This window comes from Vibrio sp. Vb0937 (assembly GCF_033338855.1).
Window position 1 is genome coordinate 171,242 of the sequence record NZ_JAWOTK010000002.1, and the last position, 16,042, is coordinate 187,283.

At 43.8% G+C, this 16,042-nt stretch carries 15 protein-coding genes; 10 read left to right on the plus strand and 5 right to left on the minus strand.

The window, feature by feature from the left end:
- Positions 1-178 precede the first annotated feature (178 nt).
- The gene (nrdD, locus tag R7P67_RS04325) at positions 179-2,299 is read left to right on the plus strand and encodes an anaerobic ribonucleoside-triphosphate reductase (protein WP_005388026.1); all 2,121 of its coding nucleotides are present in this window, start codon (positions 179-181) and stop codon (positions 2,297-2,299) included.
- Between the two features lie 83 nt (positions 2,300-2,382).
- Positions 2,383-2,853, plus strand: a complete 471-nt coding sequence (nrdG, locus tag R7P67_RS04330) for an anaerobic ribonucleoside-triphosphate reductase-activating protein (RefSeq protein ID WP_262653680.1) — start codon at positions 2,383-2,385, stop codon at positions 2,851-2,853.
- Positions 2,854-2,937: 84 nt separating this feature from the next.
- Here the strand turns inward: nrdG and R7P67_RS04335 are convergent, their stop codons facing one another.
- Complete coding sequence (locus R7P67_RS04335; protein WP_005388027.1) at positions 2,938-4,323, minus strand: MATE family efflux transporter; 1,386 nt, start codon at positions 4,321-4,323, stop codon at positions 2,938-2,940.
- Between the two features lie 120 nt (positions 4,324-4,443).
- Between R7P67_RS04335 and R7P67_RS04340 the strand changes: the two genes are divergently transcribed.
- The 3 genes from R7P67_RS04340 (at position 4,444) to R7P67_RS04350 (ending at position 7,339) form a co-directional block, all read left to right on the plus strand.
- A complete protein-coding gene (locus R7P67_RS04340) occupies positions 4,444-5,301 on the plus strand; it encodes an AraC family transcriptional regulator (RefSeq protein ID WP_258460742.1) in 858 nt (285 codons plus the stop codon).
- Between the two features lie 155 nt (positions 5,302-5,456).
- The gene (locus R7P67_RS04345) at positions 5,457-6,644 is read left to right on the plus strand and encodes an aspartate/tyrosine/aromatic aminotransferase (protein WP_262653678.1); all 1,188 of its coding nucleotides are present in this window, start codon (positions 5,457-5,459) and stop codon (positions 6,642-6,644) included.
- A gap of 11 nt (positions 6,645-6,655) precedes the next feature.
- Positions 6,656-7,339 carry an ATP-dependent zinc protease gene (locus R7P67_RS04350; protein ID WP_005388032.1) on the plus strand — a complete coding sequence of 228 codons (684 nt, stop codon included), beginning with the start codon at positions 6,656-6,658 and terminating at the stop codon, positions 7,337-7,339.
- A 122-nt stretch (positions 7,340-7,461) separates the two neighbouring features.
- On the opposite strand, the gene R7P67_RS04355 is transcribed toward R7P67_RS04350, so the two are convergent.
- Positions 7,462-7,998, minus strand: a complete 537-nt coding sequence (locus tag R7P67_RS04355; RefSeq protein ID WP_017634623.1) for a hypothetical protein — start codon at positions 7,996-7,998, stop codon at positions 7,462-7,464.
- A 154-nt stretch (positions 7,999-8,152) separates the two neighbouring features.
- Positions 8,153-8,527, minus strand: coding sequence for a YgiW/YdeI family stress tolerance OB fold protein (locus R7P67_RS04360; RefSeq protein WP_005376220.1), 375 nt, complete (start codon positions 8,525-8,527; stop codon positions 8,153-8,155).
- Positions 8,528-8,682: 155 nt separating this feature from the next.
- Between R7P67_RS04360 and R7P67_RS04365 the strand changes: the two genes are divergently transcribed.
- The 4 genes from R7P67_RS04365 (at position 8,683) to modC (ending at position 12,779) form a co-directional block, all read left to right on the plus strand.
- Positions 8,683-10,134, plus strand: coding sequence for a cobyric acid synthase (locus R7P67_RS04365; RefSeq protein ID WP_262653675.1), 1,452 nt, complete (start codon positions 8,683-8,685; stop codon positions 10,132-10,134).
- Between the two features lie 69 nt (positions 10,135-10,203).
- Positions 10,204-10,959, plus strand: coding sequence for a molybdate ABC transporter substrate-binding protein (gene modA / locus R7P67_RS04370; RefSeq protein ID WP_262653673.1), 756 nt, complete (start codon positions 10,204-10,206; stop codon positions 10,957-10,959).
- 27 nt (positions 10,960-10,986) lie between these two features.
- A complete protein-coding gene (gene modB, locus R7P67_RS04375; RefSeq protein WP_054575444.1) occupies positions 10,987-11,676 on the plus strand; it encodes a molybdate ABC transporter permease subunit in 690 nt (229 codons plus the stop codon).
- Positions 11,673-12,779: a molybdenum ABC transporter ATP-binding protein ModC gene (gene modC, locus R7P67_RS04380; RefSeq protein ID WP_085569024.1), complete on the plus strand. Its 1,107-nt coding sequence runs from the start codon at positions 11,673-11,675 to the stop codon at positions 12,777-12,779. Before modB ends, modC begins: the two co-directional genes overlap by 4 nt.
- 76 nt (positions 12,780-12,855) lie before the next feature.
- Here the strand turns inward: modC and R7P67_RS04385 are convergent, their stop codons facing one another.
- Complete coding sequence (locus tag R7P67_RS04385; protein WP_005376232.1) at positions 12,856-13,293, minus strand: DUF3069 domain-containing protein; 438 nt, start codon at positions 13,291-13,293, stop codon at positions 12,856-12,858.
- 273 nt (positions 13,294-13,566) lie between these two features.
- On the opposite strand from R7P67_RS04385, the gene R7P67_RS04390 reads away from it, so the two are divergent.
- Positions 13,567-14,526: a diguanylate cyclase gene (locus R7P67_RS04390; protein WP_017634619.1), complete on the plus strand. Its 960-nt coding sequence runs from the start codon at positions 13,567-13,569 to the stop codon at positions 14,524-14,526.
- Positions 14,527-14,778: 252 nt separating this feature from the next.
- On the opposite strand, the gene R7P67_RS04395 is transcribed toward R7P67_RS04390, so the two are convergent.
- Complete coding sequence (locus tag R7P67_RS04395; protein WP_065275318.1) at positions 14,779-16,017, minus strand: sensor domain-containing diguanylate cyclase; 1,239 nt, start codon at positions 16,015-16,017, stop codon at positions 14,779-14,781.
- Positions 16,018-16,042 lie beyond the last annotated feature (25 nt).

The window sequence follows — 16,042 nt, forward strand, 5'->3', positions numbered from 1 at the left end:
GCCAATAAGATCGATTTCTTCTTGTTCGCTAGCCAATCTTTATTGATCAAAATCAATGTTTTCGAGTGGTGCTTCTCGTTAAATACGCCACAATATATTGTGTTGCTAGAATAAAAAATAACCCCATATAGTGTGTTTGTGGATAACTCTGTGAGTATGCTCGGGTAAGGAGAACAAGGTGAAACCAATCGTAATCAAACGCGACGGATCAAGAGCTCCGTTCAACAGGGATCGTATCCAAGCAGCAGTTGAAGCAGCAGCGGAAAACAAAGATAAAGATGTCGCTATTTATGCTCTTAATGTGGCTCTTGCTGTCGAGTTACAGTTAAGAGAACACGATGAAGTTCACATCCATGAGATTCAAGACTTAGTCGAAAATGAACTCATGCAAGGTCCTTACAAAGCCCTAGCGCGTTCTTACATTGAATATCGCCACGATCGCGACATCGCTCGTGAGAAGCAAAGTGCACTAACTCGCGAAATCGAAGGTTTGATTGAAGAAAGTAATCTGGATCTAATCAACGAGAACGCGAACAAAGACGGCAAAGTAATTCCGACTCAACGTGACTTGTTGGCTGGTATCGTAGCGAAACACTATGCGAAGACGCACATTCTTCCTCGCGATGTGGTTCAAGCGCACGAAGTGGGTGACATTCACTACCACGATTTAGACTACGCACCGTTCTTCCCAATGTTTAACTGTATGCTTATCGATCTTAAAGGCATGCTGACGCATGGTTTTAAAATGGGTAACGCTGAGATTGATACGCCAAAATCAATTTCGACTGCAACAGCGGTAACAGCACAAATCATTGCTCAAGTCGCGAGCCACATTTACGGCGGTACAACCATCAACCGTATTGATGAAGTTCTAGAGCCGTACGTAATCACAAGCTACGAGAAACACCTAGAGATCGCAAAAGAGTGGAACATTGCTGAGCCAGAAGAGTTCGCAAAAGCACGCACAGAGAAAGAGTGTTACGACGCGTTCCAATCTCTAGAATACGAAGTAAACACGCTACACACGGCGAACGGTCAAACACCATTCGTTACGTTTGGTTTTGGTCTTGGTACTAGCTGGGCATCACGCCTTATCCAGAAATCGATTCTGAAGAACCGAATTGCAGGTCTAGGTAAGAACCGTAAAACAGCGGTATTCCCTAAACTGGTATTCGGCATCAAAGATGGCTTGAACCACAAATCAGAAGATCCAAACTACGACATCAAGCAACTTGCGCTTGAGTGTGCGTCTAAGCGTATGTACCCAGACATTCTTAACTACGACAAAGTAGTGGAAGTAACGGGTTCATTCAAAACCCCAATGGGTTGCCGTAGCTTCCTTGGTACTTACGAAGAAAACGGTGAGCTGATTCACGAAGGTCGTAACAACCTTGGCGTCGTGAGCTTGAACCTTCCTCGTATCGCTATCCGTGCAAACGGAAGCGAAGAGAAATTCTACGAGCTTCTAAATGACCGCCTACGTCTTGCTCGTAAAGCACTAGAGACACGTATCTCTCGCCTTGAAAACGTGAAAGCACGTGTGGCCCCAATCCTATACATGGAAGGCGCATGTGGTGTTCGCTTGAAAGCAGACGACTCAATCGCAGATATCTTCAAGAACGGTCGTGCGTCTATTTCTCTTGGTTACATCGGTGTACACGAGACAATTAACGCGCTATTCGGTACAGAAGCGCACGTTTATGATGACGCTGTTTTGCGTGAAAAAGCGGTCGCGATCATCAAGCATCTAAAAGATGCTGTGAATCAATGGGCTGACGAAACAGGTTATGGTTTCAGCTTATATGCAACGCCAAGTGAAAACCTATGTAGCCGTTTCTGCCGCATCGATGCGAAAGAGTTCGGCGTAATTGAAGGCGTAACAGACAAAGGTTACTACACCAACAGCTTCCACCTAGATGTTGAGAAGAAGGTGAACCCATACGACAAGATCGACTTTGAGATGCCTTACCCAGAAATCTCAAGCGGCGGCTTTATCTGTTACGGCGAGTTCCCGAACATGCAACGTAACGTTGAAGCACTAGAAAACGTATGGGACTACAGTTACACCCGAGTGCCTTACTACGGAACTAACACGCCAATTGATGAGTGTTACGAGTGTGGTTACAACGGTGAGTTTGACTGTACAAGTAAAGGCTTCACTTGCCCAAGCTGTGGCAACCATGATTCAACCAAAGTGTCAGTGACACGTCGTGTTTGTGGCTACCTAGGCAGCCCAGATGCACGCCCGTTTAACTTCGGTAAGCAAGAAGAAGTGAAGCGCCGAGTTAAACACCTGTAAGGTTAACTACCACTCGTTTTACACTTTGAAAATCAACTTTAAACAGGTTGATTTTCTCTTTCGCGATAACATAGAGACGCATTATGAATTACCACCAATACTATCCAATTGACGTTGTTAACGGACCGGGTACGCGCTGTGCGCTGTTTGTGTCGGGTTGTGTGCATCAGTGCCGTGGCTGTTATAACCAGTCGACGCAACGTTTGGATTCTGGTGTACTTTTCACGCAAGAAGCGGAAGACAAAATCATCGCTGACTTAAACGACACGCGTATCAAACGCCGTGGCTTGTCGTTGTCGGGTGGAGATCCGCTTCACCCTGCTAATGTGCCTCATATTTTGAAGATAGTGAAAAGGGTGAGAGAGGAGTGCCCAGGTAAAGACATTTGGGTTTGGACTGGCTACACGCTGACGGAACTGAATGACGCGCAAAGGGAAGTGGTGCAATACATCGATGTTTTGATTGATGGTAAGTTTGAACAAGACAAGAAAGACCTCAATCTCGAATGGCGTGGCAGTTCAAACCAAATCATTCATCGATTTACGGACATCTAATCAAGCATTCTCCGCACATAAAAAGAGCTCACGCGTGCAGAACGGGTGAGCCCTTTTGGTGTGAGTTCGTTAATGTCTTTTTGGTTACGCTGTCACCGATTGGTCATCTTCAACCATATTATTTATCCAACGTTTAGATTGAATACGGTAAGTCGTCAGTACGCCTTTCACTAACTCTTCCGCGAGCAGAGACATCAAGACAAAATGCAAAGGCAGCCCTAACACCATGCCTGTGTAATAAGTAAGGGGGATGCCAATAGCCCACTGACCGAACGTGTCGATGAAAATGCTATAGCGAATATCAGCGCCACTCTTTAGTACGCCGCCAATCCCAACCATGTTAAACACCCTCAAAATCATACCTAGCGCCATGACTAAACATACGTTAAGTGCCATGTCTGCATCGGTTAACGGGCTCAGTACCAATAGGTGATGAATCATGGGCGAGCTCAACCACACTAGGAAAAACAGCAAGGTGGCTAAGATTGCGCTGGTTAACACATACCACCACGCCGTTTTCTCGACTCGGTCATAATGTTTTGCACCAATATCATTCCCAAGAAGAACGGATGCAGCGACCGCAAATCCCATAAAGGTTGAAATCAGTACCCCTTCAATCGGTGATAAGAATGAGATGATCGCCAGTTCTGAAACGCCCAATTGACCATAGATGATGCTGTAAACGATCAATCCACCAGTCCAAAGCGCATCGTGGACCAACATGGGTAAAGAAACCTTAAAGTACTTTTTTCGATACTGTTTTAAGCGGCCTTGTACCCAATCGAACTTAGTCGGAATTAGGTAAGCATATCGTTTGTAGAAAAAATAAATCAAGACGGCGGTTTGGAAAAATCGAGAAACAAAACTACCTACGGCTGCACCAAATACGCCCCATTGAGGGAAACCAAATAAACCAAAAATCAAAACATAATTAAGCGCGACGTTAACGACAATGGCGGAGATACTAACGTTGGTTGCCAGTTTGGTTTGGCCCACGGAGCGCAATACCGCTTCAATCGGTACTACTATCGCCGTAGCAATGAGGCTAAAGCCCGTAACCACAAGATAATCACGTGCATAAGTGACGTATTCAGGATCGTCTGACATAAAAGAGACGATCTCTTCATCAAAAATCGCATAAAGAACGATAAACGGCAGCGTCACCAAAATGGAAATAAACCAAGATTGCGCCAACGTTCTGCGAATTCCGGCTAGGTTTCCTGAGCCGTAGTATTGAGAAGCAAGTACGGTAACTGCACCGCACAGGCCAAAGACAACCGCTAGGTTGAAGAAAAAGATACGATTTCCAACTCCAACTGCTGCCGTTGCAGATTCTCCGAGTAGGCTTACCATGAAAATATCCACGACGCCGAGCAAAGCAAAAAGCATGGACTGAAGTGAAACAGGTAGGCCAATCGTAATCAGCTTTTGCCAAAATGCTTTATCGATGTATTCGCGTGTTAAGAGCATCGCATTTCTCCTTAAAGATTAATGCGAGTAGTTTATCCTCATGATTTGGCGGTGTATTTTTCAAAGGAATCCAAAACCTTTGTAAAACTCTCTACTAACGCACATGTGAGCCAATAAATCATGGAAGATAAACAAGAACGCTACGCGATTTCAGAAAAAACTTATCAAGAGTTTATTGATCACAGTCGAGTATTAGCACTTGAGGAGAGAGGCATTGTGCAGTGCGGCATTGCCACTTGTCGTGACTTCTTCTCTGTTTATCGTAAAAACCAAAAGAAACACATGCTGCTCTATACGGTGCGTGGTAAAGGGTGGCTAGAGAGTGGGACTTATCGATACGATTTGGAACCGGGCTCGTTGATTACAGTACCCGCAGGTGTTGAAAACGGTTTTGGTATAGAAGAAGAACCTTGGCAGATCGCGTGGCTTTTTCTTGCTCCTGATAGAGAGTGGCCGATATTAGAATGTGATGTTCGCTATCAGCTTTCATCTACACCTGAAGTGATGTATGCATGTATCCAAACACTACTACGCAGCATTCACCTTCCAATCGATTATGGTGGTGCGGTAGGTGAGCATAGTGTGGCTCAGTTAGAGCTGATGTTAAACATGCCGCCCTCAGAGTCGATATCACGCAGCCAATTGAGGCTTCGGCGTGTATTTGACCTTGTCCAACGTCAGCTCCATAAGGATTGGAGCGTTGAGCAGGTAGCGGCTCTATATCCATGTTCGGAGCCTCATTTGCATCGACTGACTCAAAAGCAGTTTGGTCGAAGCCCAATGGCACATTTAACGCGTATGCGCATGGAATATGCTGCTAGGTTACTTCGTTCAACAGAATGGCCAATTCAGCATATTGGAGAAATAGTCGGATATCCGACCAGCGCTAACTTTAGTACACGTTTTAAAGCGTGGTCGACCATGACACCAAGAGAGTTTAGAAAAAACGGTAGAGTGGATTGGTACAACGAGGAGTGAATCGTTCTTTTTCTGAACGATAGAGCGCACAAAACTCACCGCAATCCAGAATTTTGTTCTCTAATTGATGAAATAAGTGAAAAATCATTTCGTCATTTTTTGCGATGGTGTTAACGTGAGGTTCGGTACTTGAATTTCAAAGGGTTATGACTTTCATGTTTTCTAATCTCCCAACTCCCGTATTAGATCCTATTTTATCTCTATCCGTTGCATACCGTAACGATGAACGTCCAAACAAGGTTGACCTTGGCATTGGCGTATACAAAAACAGCGCAGGCGAAACGCCGATTATGAAAGCCATTCAAATGGCGCAGGATGTCGTTGTTGAAACTCAAAAAACCAAGTCTTATGTTGGTCTTGCAGGTTGCGAAGAATTTAATACAAGCATGATCGATTTGCTACTGACGGGAACGTCTGCAATGGATCGTGTTGCAGCAATTCAAACGCCAGGTGCAAGTGGTGCGCTGCGTATGCTCGGTGATCTGATGAAGATCGCACAGCCAGATACGACGGTTTGGATTTCCAACCCAAGCTACGTAAACCACAAGCCAGTAATGGAAGCAGCAGGCCTTAAAGTTAAGTTCTACCACTATTTCTCTTCGGAAACGAAACAAGTAGACACCGCAAAAATGATGGATGATCTTGCGAAAGCTGGGCCTTCAGATGTGGTACTTCTTCATGGTTGTTGCCACAATCCAACTGGTGCGGATATTGACTTCTCTGCTTGGCAAGCCATTACAGAATTGTCGCAGAAGAACGGTTTCATCCCATTTGTGGACATTGCTTACCAAGGCTTCGGTGATGGCCTAGAAGAAGACGCAAAAGGTCTTCGTTTTATGGCAGATAACGTTGAAGAGATGTTGATTACTACTTCATGTTCGAAGAACTTTGGTCTGTACCGTGAACGAACTGGTGCAGCGATTGTGGTTGGTAAGAACATGCATGATGTAACCAATGCAAAAGGTAAACTCCTCACTCTAGCTCGCTCGACTTACACGATGCCACCCGACCATGGTGCAGCTTTAGTTAAGACCATTCTGCAAGATGACAATCTTACTTCCGTTTGGAAGCAAGAATTGAGTGAAATGCAACATCGTTTGGTTAGCCTTCGTCAAAGTTTGTGTAACGAGTTGAGAAACAACCATTATACAGATCAATTTGATTTCATTGAGGGTCACAAAGGCATGTTTACTGTGCTAGGCTTTAGTGGAAACCAAATGGCGCAACTGCGTGAAGATTATGGCATTTATGGTGTTGGCGATGGTCGAATTAACATTGCCGGACTTACCGAAACTCATATTCCATACGTAGCGGACGCAATTAAGAAAGTATCTCAAGCTTAATTGGAGTGTGGATGAAAAACTGGAAACTGATTCTGCCGCTTATGATGAGCGGCAGTTTAATTGCTTGTACGTCAACTCAAACGACGCAGGAACCTGTTGAGCCAGAGTCGCCAAAGGTCGAAGAGCCCGTTAAAGTAGAGCCAGAAGTGAAACCTGATGTAGATCCAAAGCCAGAGGTGGAGCCCAAACCAGAAGCGAAACCTGAGAAAAAGCCGGAACCAAAGCCTAAGAAGCCAGTCAAGGTCACAAAAACACCCGATGGCATGTTAATTCTTGGTTCTGAAGAATGGGTTTATGTTCCTGAAATTGACCAGACTTTCAAGGCTAGAGTCGATACAGGTGCGACAACATCATCAATTAGTGCGACTGACATTGTTCCGTTTGAGCGTGATGGTAAAGACTGGGTTAAATTTAAGATAGATTTAGGTGACAAAGACACCAAAGAATTTAAAGTACCCGTTGAGCGCTGGGCTAAAGTTAAGCAGTCTTCGTCAGAAGAGGTGGATAAACGAGCGGTGGTAAAAGCCTACATTACCGTTGGGGATCACAAAGAAAAGACAGAGTTTACGTTAGCGGATCGCGGACATATGACGTTTCCAATTTTGCTTGGTCGAAGCTTTTTTAGAGATATCGCCGTTGTAGATGTATCGAAAAAATATGTGCAAGATAAACCTAAAAAAACCGCTAAAAACTGATGTATTAAAGCTAGTTTCTGCTATAAGCTAATAATTCTTGATTAGCAAAAAATGGCCTCCAAAATCGGAGGCTATTTTTATTGAATCATATGCTTGCTTGTGATGCCTAGTAGTCATATCCACTAAAATGCAAAACGAGCAGACATTACAATTTGCTGGCCATAGACACCATTATTTTTAAAATCTGCACCAAGCGATAGTTGCTGAGTTGAGTGGAATCGTGCGCCTAGATTGTAAATGGTATTCGAATCGTCATTATCTATGATTTGGCCGATACGGCCATGTAGCTCAACATTTTGCATAAACCAAATACGAGTGCCAATATTCACTTCCGTGCGCCACTCGTCGCCCACTTTATCACTGCCGTTCTCTTTAATGTTGTGTACCAACATTTGGCCATAAATATCTGCAAATTGGCCTGCTGGCCCATTAAAGCCTATACCACCAGCAATGTCCCAGTCTCCGCTGAATTCACTGTCTGCGCGAGCAATGAAATGGGTATTCTCTGTAAAGTAGGTATTGAACTCGCCACCAAATGTACCAGGGCTAGTGCCCATGCGAAATTCCATCGTGTTGTAGTTGAAATTATTTGCATGTGCGGAAAGTGGCAAAATAGCACACAAACCAAAGGCTGCAACCTTTAGAGCTTTACCTAGCATGGTGTCTCCGGGCAAGATGAATAAAATGAACAAAAAAATGGTCTGCAAAAAGCAGACCAAGATTGATAAAGCTATCATTTTAAGTGCTTGCCGTCACTATTTAGCTGTAATCGTCACTACATCATGTTGATATGCACAGCAATCGGGGTTTGTTTTACATGACCACGAGTTGTTCGACTTCAATCTCTGGTTTGTTCCCGCCTTCAAATTCGCCAAACAGACGGACTTTAGTCGTGTGATCAATCGGAGTGTTTAGCTGAATATCGTCATCGAGTTCGACCATCACTTCACCGGAACCATCGCTAAAGACAAACTTATCCGCGCGAACTTGACGCAATAAGTTACCTTCAACGACCACATCTTTTTCAGTAAACATATTGGAGTCGTTTAGCAAGGCATCCAATTTTTCCACAGTGACAGGACCGTTAAACTGCAAGTTTGATTGGTTTTGAGCGTTATCTTTCGCGAACGCGATAGAAGGAGCAATAGCTAAGGCGGCGATTGTTGCGATAATTGTATTCTTTTTCATGTTACATCCTCATCGGTTTGTTTTGATGGGTTCATTAAAACAGGGCTTGTTTGAACCAATGATGATTTCAACATTCATATTCTATTCATTTGCTTGAGTAAGTGGGGACGATGACGTTATGATTGTTCATCTTCCTCTATTCCTTACAAATGTTCATGAAATCAGCGATCCCATCTTTAATGGTTCAAGGCACCACTTCGGATGCCGGAAAAAGTGTCCTTGTGGCAGGTTTATGCCGTGTATTAGCAAGAAAAGGGATAAATGTTGCCCCATTTAAGCCACAAAACATGGCACTAAATAGTGCGGTAACCAAAGATGGCGGTGAAATAGGTCGAGCACAGGCCGTTCAGGCACAGGCGTGTAATATTGAGCCAACCGTACATATGAATCCGGTTTTAATTAAACCTAACAGTGATACAGGTGCTCAGATCATTTTGCAGGGTAAGGCGATTTCCAATATGGATGCGGCTGGCTTTCATGATTACAAGAAAGTGGCGATGGACACGGTGTTAGATTCCTTCTCTCTTCTGACTCAAGAATTTGATTCGATCATTATCGAGGGCGCGGGGAGTCCTGCTGAAATCAATTTACGAGAAGGCGATATTGCAAACATGGGTTTTGCTGAGGCCGCTGATGTACCAGTGATCATTGTTGCTGATATTGATCGTGGTGGAGTGTTTGCACATTTGTACGGAACACTTGCGCTACTTTCTGAATCTGAACAAGCGCGAGTAAAAGGATTTGTTATCAACCGTTTTCGAGGTGATATTCGTTTATTGCAATCGGGCCTCGATTGGCTAGAAGAAAAAACAGGTAAACCTGTACTTGGTGTACTTCCTTTTCTCCATGGTTTGAATTTAGAAGCAGAAGACGCGATCACTGCGCAGCAAGAGTTGCACTCTGAGGTAAAACTGAATGTTGTTGTGCCTGTTTTAACCCGGATTAGTAATCATACTGATTTTGATGTGCTGCGATTGAATCCAGACATCAATCTACGTTATGTAGGTAAAGGCGAAAAAATAGATAAAGCCGACCTGGTTATTTTGCCTGGGACCAAATCGGTCAGAGACGATCTGGATTATCTAAGAAGCCAGGGGTGGGATAAAGATATCTTTCGTCATATTCGTCTTGGTGGAAAAGTGATTGGTATCTGTGGCGGCTACCAGATGCTTGGAAACTTGATTGATGATCCAAACGGCGTCGAAGGCCAACCAGGTCAAAGCGAAGGACTTGGCTTGCTTGATATCACTACGACGCTAACTAACAGCAAACAGCTTACAAACACACAAGCACAGCTTTCTCTTAACGGCAAAACAGCCAATGTAAAGGGTTATGAAATCCACGTAGGGCGAAGTGAAGTACGGGGCCTGCAACCTCTTACATTCAGTTCCGGTGAAGCGGAAGGGGCGATCAGCGAGTGTGGCCAAATCATGGGAACCTACCTTCACGGGTTCTTTGACGAGGAAGATGTCTTAAGCCTGGTATCAGAATGGGTAAACGGCACCCAAATCAAACAACAAGACTTTGAAGAGTTAAAGGAGCAAGGCATTAATCGCATCGCAGATGCGATAGAACAACATATGCGCCTTGATTTTTTGTTTAAATAACACATTAACTGATTGAACTTTATATTCAAATAACCTGTTCTTTCGCTTGCCTTGTATTGGAGTATCTCTATGAAAGCATGGAAACAGCATGCTTGCCTTGCGGCAGTATTAAGCATTTCATTTTCAGCAAACGCAGCAACGAACCTAAAAGTGTATGCAGCCTCTTCTATGACGAATGCGATTAACGAGATCGCGCAAAACTTTGAAGAAAAGTATGACGTTTCTATCACTCCCGTTTATGGTGGTTCTTCTGCTATCGCTCGACAAATTATCAATGGCGCACCAGCGGATGTATTCATTTCTGCGAACACGAAATGGATGGATTATTTGGTCGAGAAAGACGTCATTCATCGTGACAGTGTCGCAAATCTAGTGCGCAATAGCTTAGTGTTGATTGCTCCCCAGTCTTCAGAATTAACCTCATTTAACTTTTCTGATGCAAAGGCATGGGAGAAGGCATTGCATGGAAATCGTCTTGCGTTAGGCAATCCGACATCAGTACCTGCTGGTATGTACGCGAAAGAGTCATTGACTACACTGGGTGTATGGAAAGCGGTTCAAACTCACGTCGCACCAGCAAAGAATGTGCGCTTAGCTTTGGCGTTGGTTGAACGTGGAGAAGCGCCTTTAGGTGTGGTCTACAAAACCGATGCTCAGTTAACTGATAAAGTCAAAATTGTCGGCGAATTTGCGAGTGATACGCATGCGGCTATTGTGTACCCGGCTGCAATTGTGAATGATTCTACTGAGTCGGAGCAGTTCTTCCAATACCTAAAATCGGACGAAGCCGCACGCGTTTTTGCTCAATATGGCTTTCAGCAATAAACCGGCCTTCAATTATAGGAACGAAGCGTGACAGAACTGGAATACCAAGCCTTAATGTTAAGCCTCAAAGTAGGCGCGTACGCAGTACTTTGGCTGATTCCTCTCGGCGTTTTTCTTGCTTGGCTACTTTCTCGAAAAACGTTCTTTGGTAAATCGATTCTCGATAGCTTAATTCATTTACCACTGGTATTGCCGCCAGTGGTAATCGGCTATTTATTGTTGATTTCTTTAGGACGACAAGGGGTCCTTGGAAAGTGGCTCTATGAAAACTTAGGGGTAGTATTTAGCTTTAATTGGAAAGGGGCAGTAGTCGCTTGTATTGTCGTGGCTTTGCCTTTGATGGTTCGTTCAGTACGCTTAAGCTTAGATAGCGTCGACCCTAAATTGGAGCACGCAGCCTCTACGTTAGGCGCTTCTCCTTTAAAAGTGTTTCTCACCATCACGTTACCACTGACCATTCCCGGAATTATTACGGGCACGATGCTGTCATTTGCTCGTAGTCTTGGCGAATTCGGGGCGACGATCAGTTTCGTCTCTAACATTCCGGGTGAGACCCAAACGATTCCGCTGGCAATGTACAACTTTATTGAAACGCCAGGTGCAGAAATGCAGGCGGCTCGTCTGTGTATCATTTCTATCGCGTTAGCCTTGTCTACATTAATGATCTCTGAATGGCTAAATCGTAAAGCGGCAAGCAGATTGGGTGCGAAGCAATGACGATTAAAGTCCAATTTAAACAAATGCTTGGTGAGACTGACTTCGACATCAAACTTAAGTTACCCTGTAATGGAATTAGTGCCTTGTTTGGACGATCTGGTGCAGGTAAAACGACGTTGATTAACATCATCAGCGGATTGGTCACTCCAAGGCAAGGGTATGTTGCGGTTGGTGAGCATGTTTTGTTTGACAGTGAACAGGGAATCAACCTACCAACGCACAAGCGTGGTATTGGTTATGTGTTTCAGGATTCACGTCTGTTTCCTCACTATTCGGTTCAAGGCAATTTGTTATATGGCGTTAAAGAAAAAGATGACGAGTATTTTGATGCAGTCACCGAACTCTTGTCTATCAAACCGTTACTAAAGCGCTTTCCGGTATCACTTTCTGGTGGTGAAAAGCAACGTGTTGCGATTGCGCGCGCATTGCTATCTAAACCCAATTTGCTTTTGATGGATGAGCCACTTGCCTCACTCGATATGCCAAGAAAGCGTGAGGTAATGCCTTTTCTTGAGGAGTTGTCGGAGAAGGTAAATATCCCTATTATCTATGTCACACACAGTCTCCAGGAAATTTTAAGGCTTGCTCAGCACCTTGCAATTATTGACCAAGGTAAAATTTCGAGTTCAGGTAAGCTTGAGGAAGTGTGGGCTTCTCATGCTATGCGTCCATGGCAATCTTTCTCAGATCAAAGCAGCTTATTTGAAGGCCGGATTGCTGAACATCATGCACGTTATGCACTGACTTGTATCAGCCTTGCACCTAATGTATTCCTGTGGGTGCAAAAGATCGACGGAACACCAGACACGCCAATACGCTTGCAAGTGCGTGCCAACGACGTTTCTATCACGCTCGAGCAACCCAAGGCGACGTCGATTCGAAATATTTTGCCTGCTATTGTCGATTCCATCGAGGCGTTTAACGCAGCCGATGACAAGCAGAGTATTAATGTATCACTCAAGCTAGACGAGAAATGTTATTTGTGGGCAACGATCACACCGTGGGCCCTTGATGATCTCAACCTAAAAGTTGGTAGCCGTGTTTTTGCACAAATTAAAGGTGTCAGTGTGACACAAAAAGATATGGCACTAGCGCCTCATTAACCGTTTAGACTGATTTACGCTTCATGATCAAAAAAGGCCGCAAAGTGCGGCCTTTGTTACTAGAAGAATGTCGGAATTACTTCGCGAATACTTCTTTGAATTCACGCTTAAGAAGTGGGTCACGACGTGCTTTCTTAAGTTGCTTAACCATGTCTTTCACACAGTTGTGAAGCACATTATCAAGTAGTTGAGCACGGTATTCTTCTTTATCTTCATCTGTCATGTTTTCTGGCAGATTAAGAGTCGGAAACTCTTCCATCACATTAATACCAGCGAATGCTTGGCCTACAGAAACTAGAGCATGAAACTGTTCAAAGTTGTCTAGAATGTTCTGTGCACTTGCTGGCATTTCGTCCCATGATTCACGTACCGCTTCTTCAGACACTTCATGGATAGAGGTAACCATTTCGAACATTTGCTCTGGAACTTCGTCAAATTCGATAACTTTACGTAGCTCTGGAGAAATGCTGGCTAGATCGATTTTTTTGCTTTCGCTGTTAGTTGCTTCTGACATGGTGTGTCTCTCATTACAAAAAGGCGGGAATATTAATACCAAATGCATCAAATAGCTATACCCATTAATCCACAAGATGACCAAAGTGAATGAGTTTGTTGAACTTCTGCTCACAGGCCATGATTAGATAGGGTAACGTCCAGTCTAACTGCTTTATGCAATGGATTCCGTGATATTCAAACAAAAATATAGCACTTAATTATGAGTCGAATGCAACAACTCTATGAGTATGGTATATGTTTAATAAAGACATAATTAAAAATGGAACGCGTTATGCAACCGACAGGGACATCGATGCGAATCCTTCTGGTTGACGATGTTCAGCTAGACAGGATGCAGTTGGCTATTCGTCTAAAGCAACTTGGACATATTGTAAAAGCCGTAGGTAGTGGACTAGAGGCGTTAAATACCTATGAGAGCTTTGATCCGGAACTGGTGTTACTCGATATATCAATGCCAGATATGAACGGTTTTGAAGTCTCTCTTCATATAAGAGAAACGTTTCCGGATTGGATCCCAATTATTTTCTTGAGTAGTCACGAAGAGCCAGAAATGATTGCTAAAGCCATAGATGCGGGCGGTGATGACTATTTAATTAAGCCGGTAGATAAACTGGTACTGAACTCTAAACTTATCGCAATGCAGCGTATTGCTCATATGAGACGAGAGCTTAAGCAAGCGACAGCTCAATTGGAGCAGGTTAATCAACTTTTGACTCAGCAAGCGAATGAAGATGGCCTAACCAAACTCTATAACCGCCGTTATATCGACCATAAGCTGGAATCGATGGTTGCATGGCATGGTCGTCACAATATGCCAATGGCTTTGATTCTATTGGACGTCGATTTTTTTAAACCGTTTAATGATAATTACGGTCATATTGAGGGCGACCGTTGCTTGCAAGCGATTGCGAATCAACTCAAGGCTACTTTTTGTCGCTCTGGGGAATATGTAGGTCGATATGGTGGAGAAGAGTTTGTCGTGTTGCTAGGGTGTACCGACACTCAAACAGCAGAAAGAGAAGCCGAGCGTATACAAGAGGCTATGTATTTTCTCGATTACCCACATGAGTATTCTAGTGTGTCAAATAGAGTGACAGTGTCACAGGGTGTTTTTGTTTTTCAACCGACAGGGAAAGAAGTGCAATCAGACTTGTATGCAACCGTTGATAAAGCACTATATACCTCGAAGTCTTTGGGAAGAAACACACATACTGTGGTCAATTCTTTTTAAAAACAAAATCTTATGAATGTCACTCTTTTTGTTGCGTTGTCACTTTTTGGTGGTTGTTTTAAAGCTAACTCAAAGTAAGACAGGCAACACAGTTCGAACGGAATGTCGCAATCGGGCGTATACCTTATACCTTTGATTAGATAGATAACATCGGGATAGTGGCAACGATGATTGCAGTTATTATGCTGATGGGGAAGTTCGGTTTTGTTGTAAACCCAGACAAGCTTGTTAACTTTCACGATTGGTGAGGGTCTAACGAAGCTTTATACAGTTACGTCCGGCCTTTTTCGCTTTGTAAAGTGCTTCGTCCGCTGATTTAATAACGTCCAGAGGAGCTTGCCCATTCCGGCTATCAGCAACTCCGAAACTTGCGGTAACAAAAACCGACTTTCTTTTCGAACTGTTGCTACCACGACGTTTTTGTCCTTGTTTATGGTTCTCAGGGCGAGATTCTTCATCGCGTAATATCATCTCGTATTCTGCAATCGATTTGCGAGCTTCTTCCAAAAAGTTCTTACATTCGTCAGCGTATTTGCCTTTAAAAACGATGGTAAATTCTTCTCCGCCAAATCGATAAACTTTTGCGCCGCCTGGGGTTTTAGTGAGGCGCGAAGCGACCATTTTTAGAACGTCATCACCAGTATCGTGACCGTAGGTGTCGTTAAACTTTTTAAAATGGTCAACATCAAGCATTGCGATCGTGAACTTCTTACCCATGTGTTTTAGATCGAGATCAAGTGCACGTCTGCTCGGAATCAGCGTTAGGCTATCGGTGAAAGCCAGTTGATGGCTAGCGGAAGCGGCATAAATAATGATAAGCAGCCCTGTTAGCGTAAACATGGTGCTTGATATGTACTGCACATCAAAGAAAATGAACGTCGCAGACGCCAATACCATGGCAGAGTAGGTCATCGCATGGATAATTTCATTCTTCTTTAAAACAAGGATTCCAAGAAAACAGACAATACCCACGCAATATAAAACAAGAATTAAAGGCAGTTTAGAGACCGTAGGTACAATAAATAAAATACCGCTTGTCCATTGTTCAAACCCTCCTTCAACGTAATATGCTAGCGTTAGATAAGACCAAAGAACGAACATTGCTAACATCAAGATGTAAGTCAACATGGCTCTAGAGTCAAAACCTTCTTTACTAAACAAAAATACCGTAAGAAACGAGACAGGAAGTAACGTGGCTAAAATGGTTAGCTCAAGTAAAGCGGTACCACTTTGAAGCGGGACTTGTAGGCGGTGCTGTATCACGAAGTAGGCTAGCAACATTGCCAAGCACACCATGGACTCTCTGCCTTGCTTAAATGAATAACAAAGGAGTAGCGCACAACCTAATAGTATGTACGGCAAGTTTGCGGCAATGCCCCAGTTTGCCTGAGTCATCTGAATAATGCTGTCCATGCCCGAACTCACTATGCCCAGTAGCAAAAAAGGGAATGAGAATCTGAAGCCTGATGAAGTCATTGACGATGAGGACATCTATTACAAACTGCCTGAAAATAGT

What these genes read in the sequence shown, in the direction of transcription:
- modA (WP_262653673.1), top strand. Translation starts at nt 10,204, where the DNA reads ATGAAAGCATGGAAACAGCATGCTTGCCTTGCGGCAGTATTAAGCATT.
- R7P67_RS04340 (WP_258460742.1), top strand. Translation starts at nt 4,444, where the DNA reads ATGGAAGATAAACAAGAACGCTACGCGATTTCAGAAAAAACTTATCAA.
- R7P67_RS04365 (WP_262653675.1), top strand. Translation starts at nt 8,683, where the DNA reads ATGAAATCAGCGATCCCATCTTTAATGGTTCAAGGCACCACTTCGGAT.
- R7P67_RS04395 (WP_065275318.1), bottom strand. Translation starts at nt 16,017, where the DNA reads ATGTCCTCATCGTCAATGACTTCATCAGGCTTCAGATTCTCATTCCCT.
- R7P67_RS04360 (WP_005376220.1), bottom strand. Translation starts at nt 8,527, where the DNA reads ATGAAAAAGAATACAATTATCGCAACAATCGCCGCCTTAGCTATTGCT.
- R7P67_RS04385 (WP_005376232.1), bottom strand. Translation starts at nt 13,293, where the DNA reads ATGTCAGAAGCAACTAACAGCGAAAGCAAAAAAATCGATCTAGCCAGC.
- nrdG (WP_262653680.1), top strand. Translation starts at nt 2,383, where the DNA reads ATGAATTACCACCAATACTATCCAATTGACGTTGTTAACGGACCGGGT.
- modC (WP_085569024.1), top strand. Translation starts at nt 11,673, where the DNA reads ATGACGATTAAAGTCCAATTTAAACAAATGCTTGGTGAGACTGACTTC.
- R7P67_RS04335 (WP_005388027.1), bottom strand. Translation starts at nt 4,323, where the DNA reads ATGCTCTTAACACGCGAATACATCGATAAAGCATTTTGGCAAAAGCTG.
- R7P67_RS04350 (WP_005388032.1), top strand. Translation starts at nt 6,656, where the DNA reads ATGAAAAACTGGAAACTGATTCTGCCGCTTATGATGAGCGGCAGTTTA.
- R7P67_RS04390 (WP_017634619.1), top strand. Translation starts at nt 13,567, where the DNA reads ATGCAACCGACAGGGACATCGATGCGAATCCTTCTGGTTGACGATGTT.
- R7P67_RS04345 (WP_262653678.1), top strand. Translation starts at nt 5,457, where the DNA reads ATGTTTTCTAATCTCCCAACTCCCGTATTAGATCCTATTTTATCTCTA.
- R7P67_RS04355 (WP_017634623.1), bottom strand. Translation starts at nt 7,998, where the DNA reads ATGCTAGGTAAAGCTCTAAAGGTTGCAGCCTTTGGTTTGTGTGCTATT.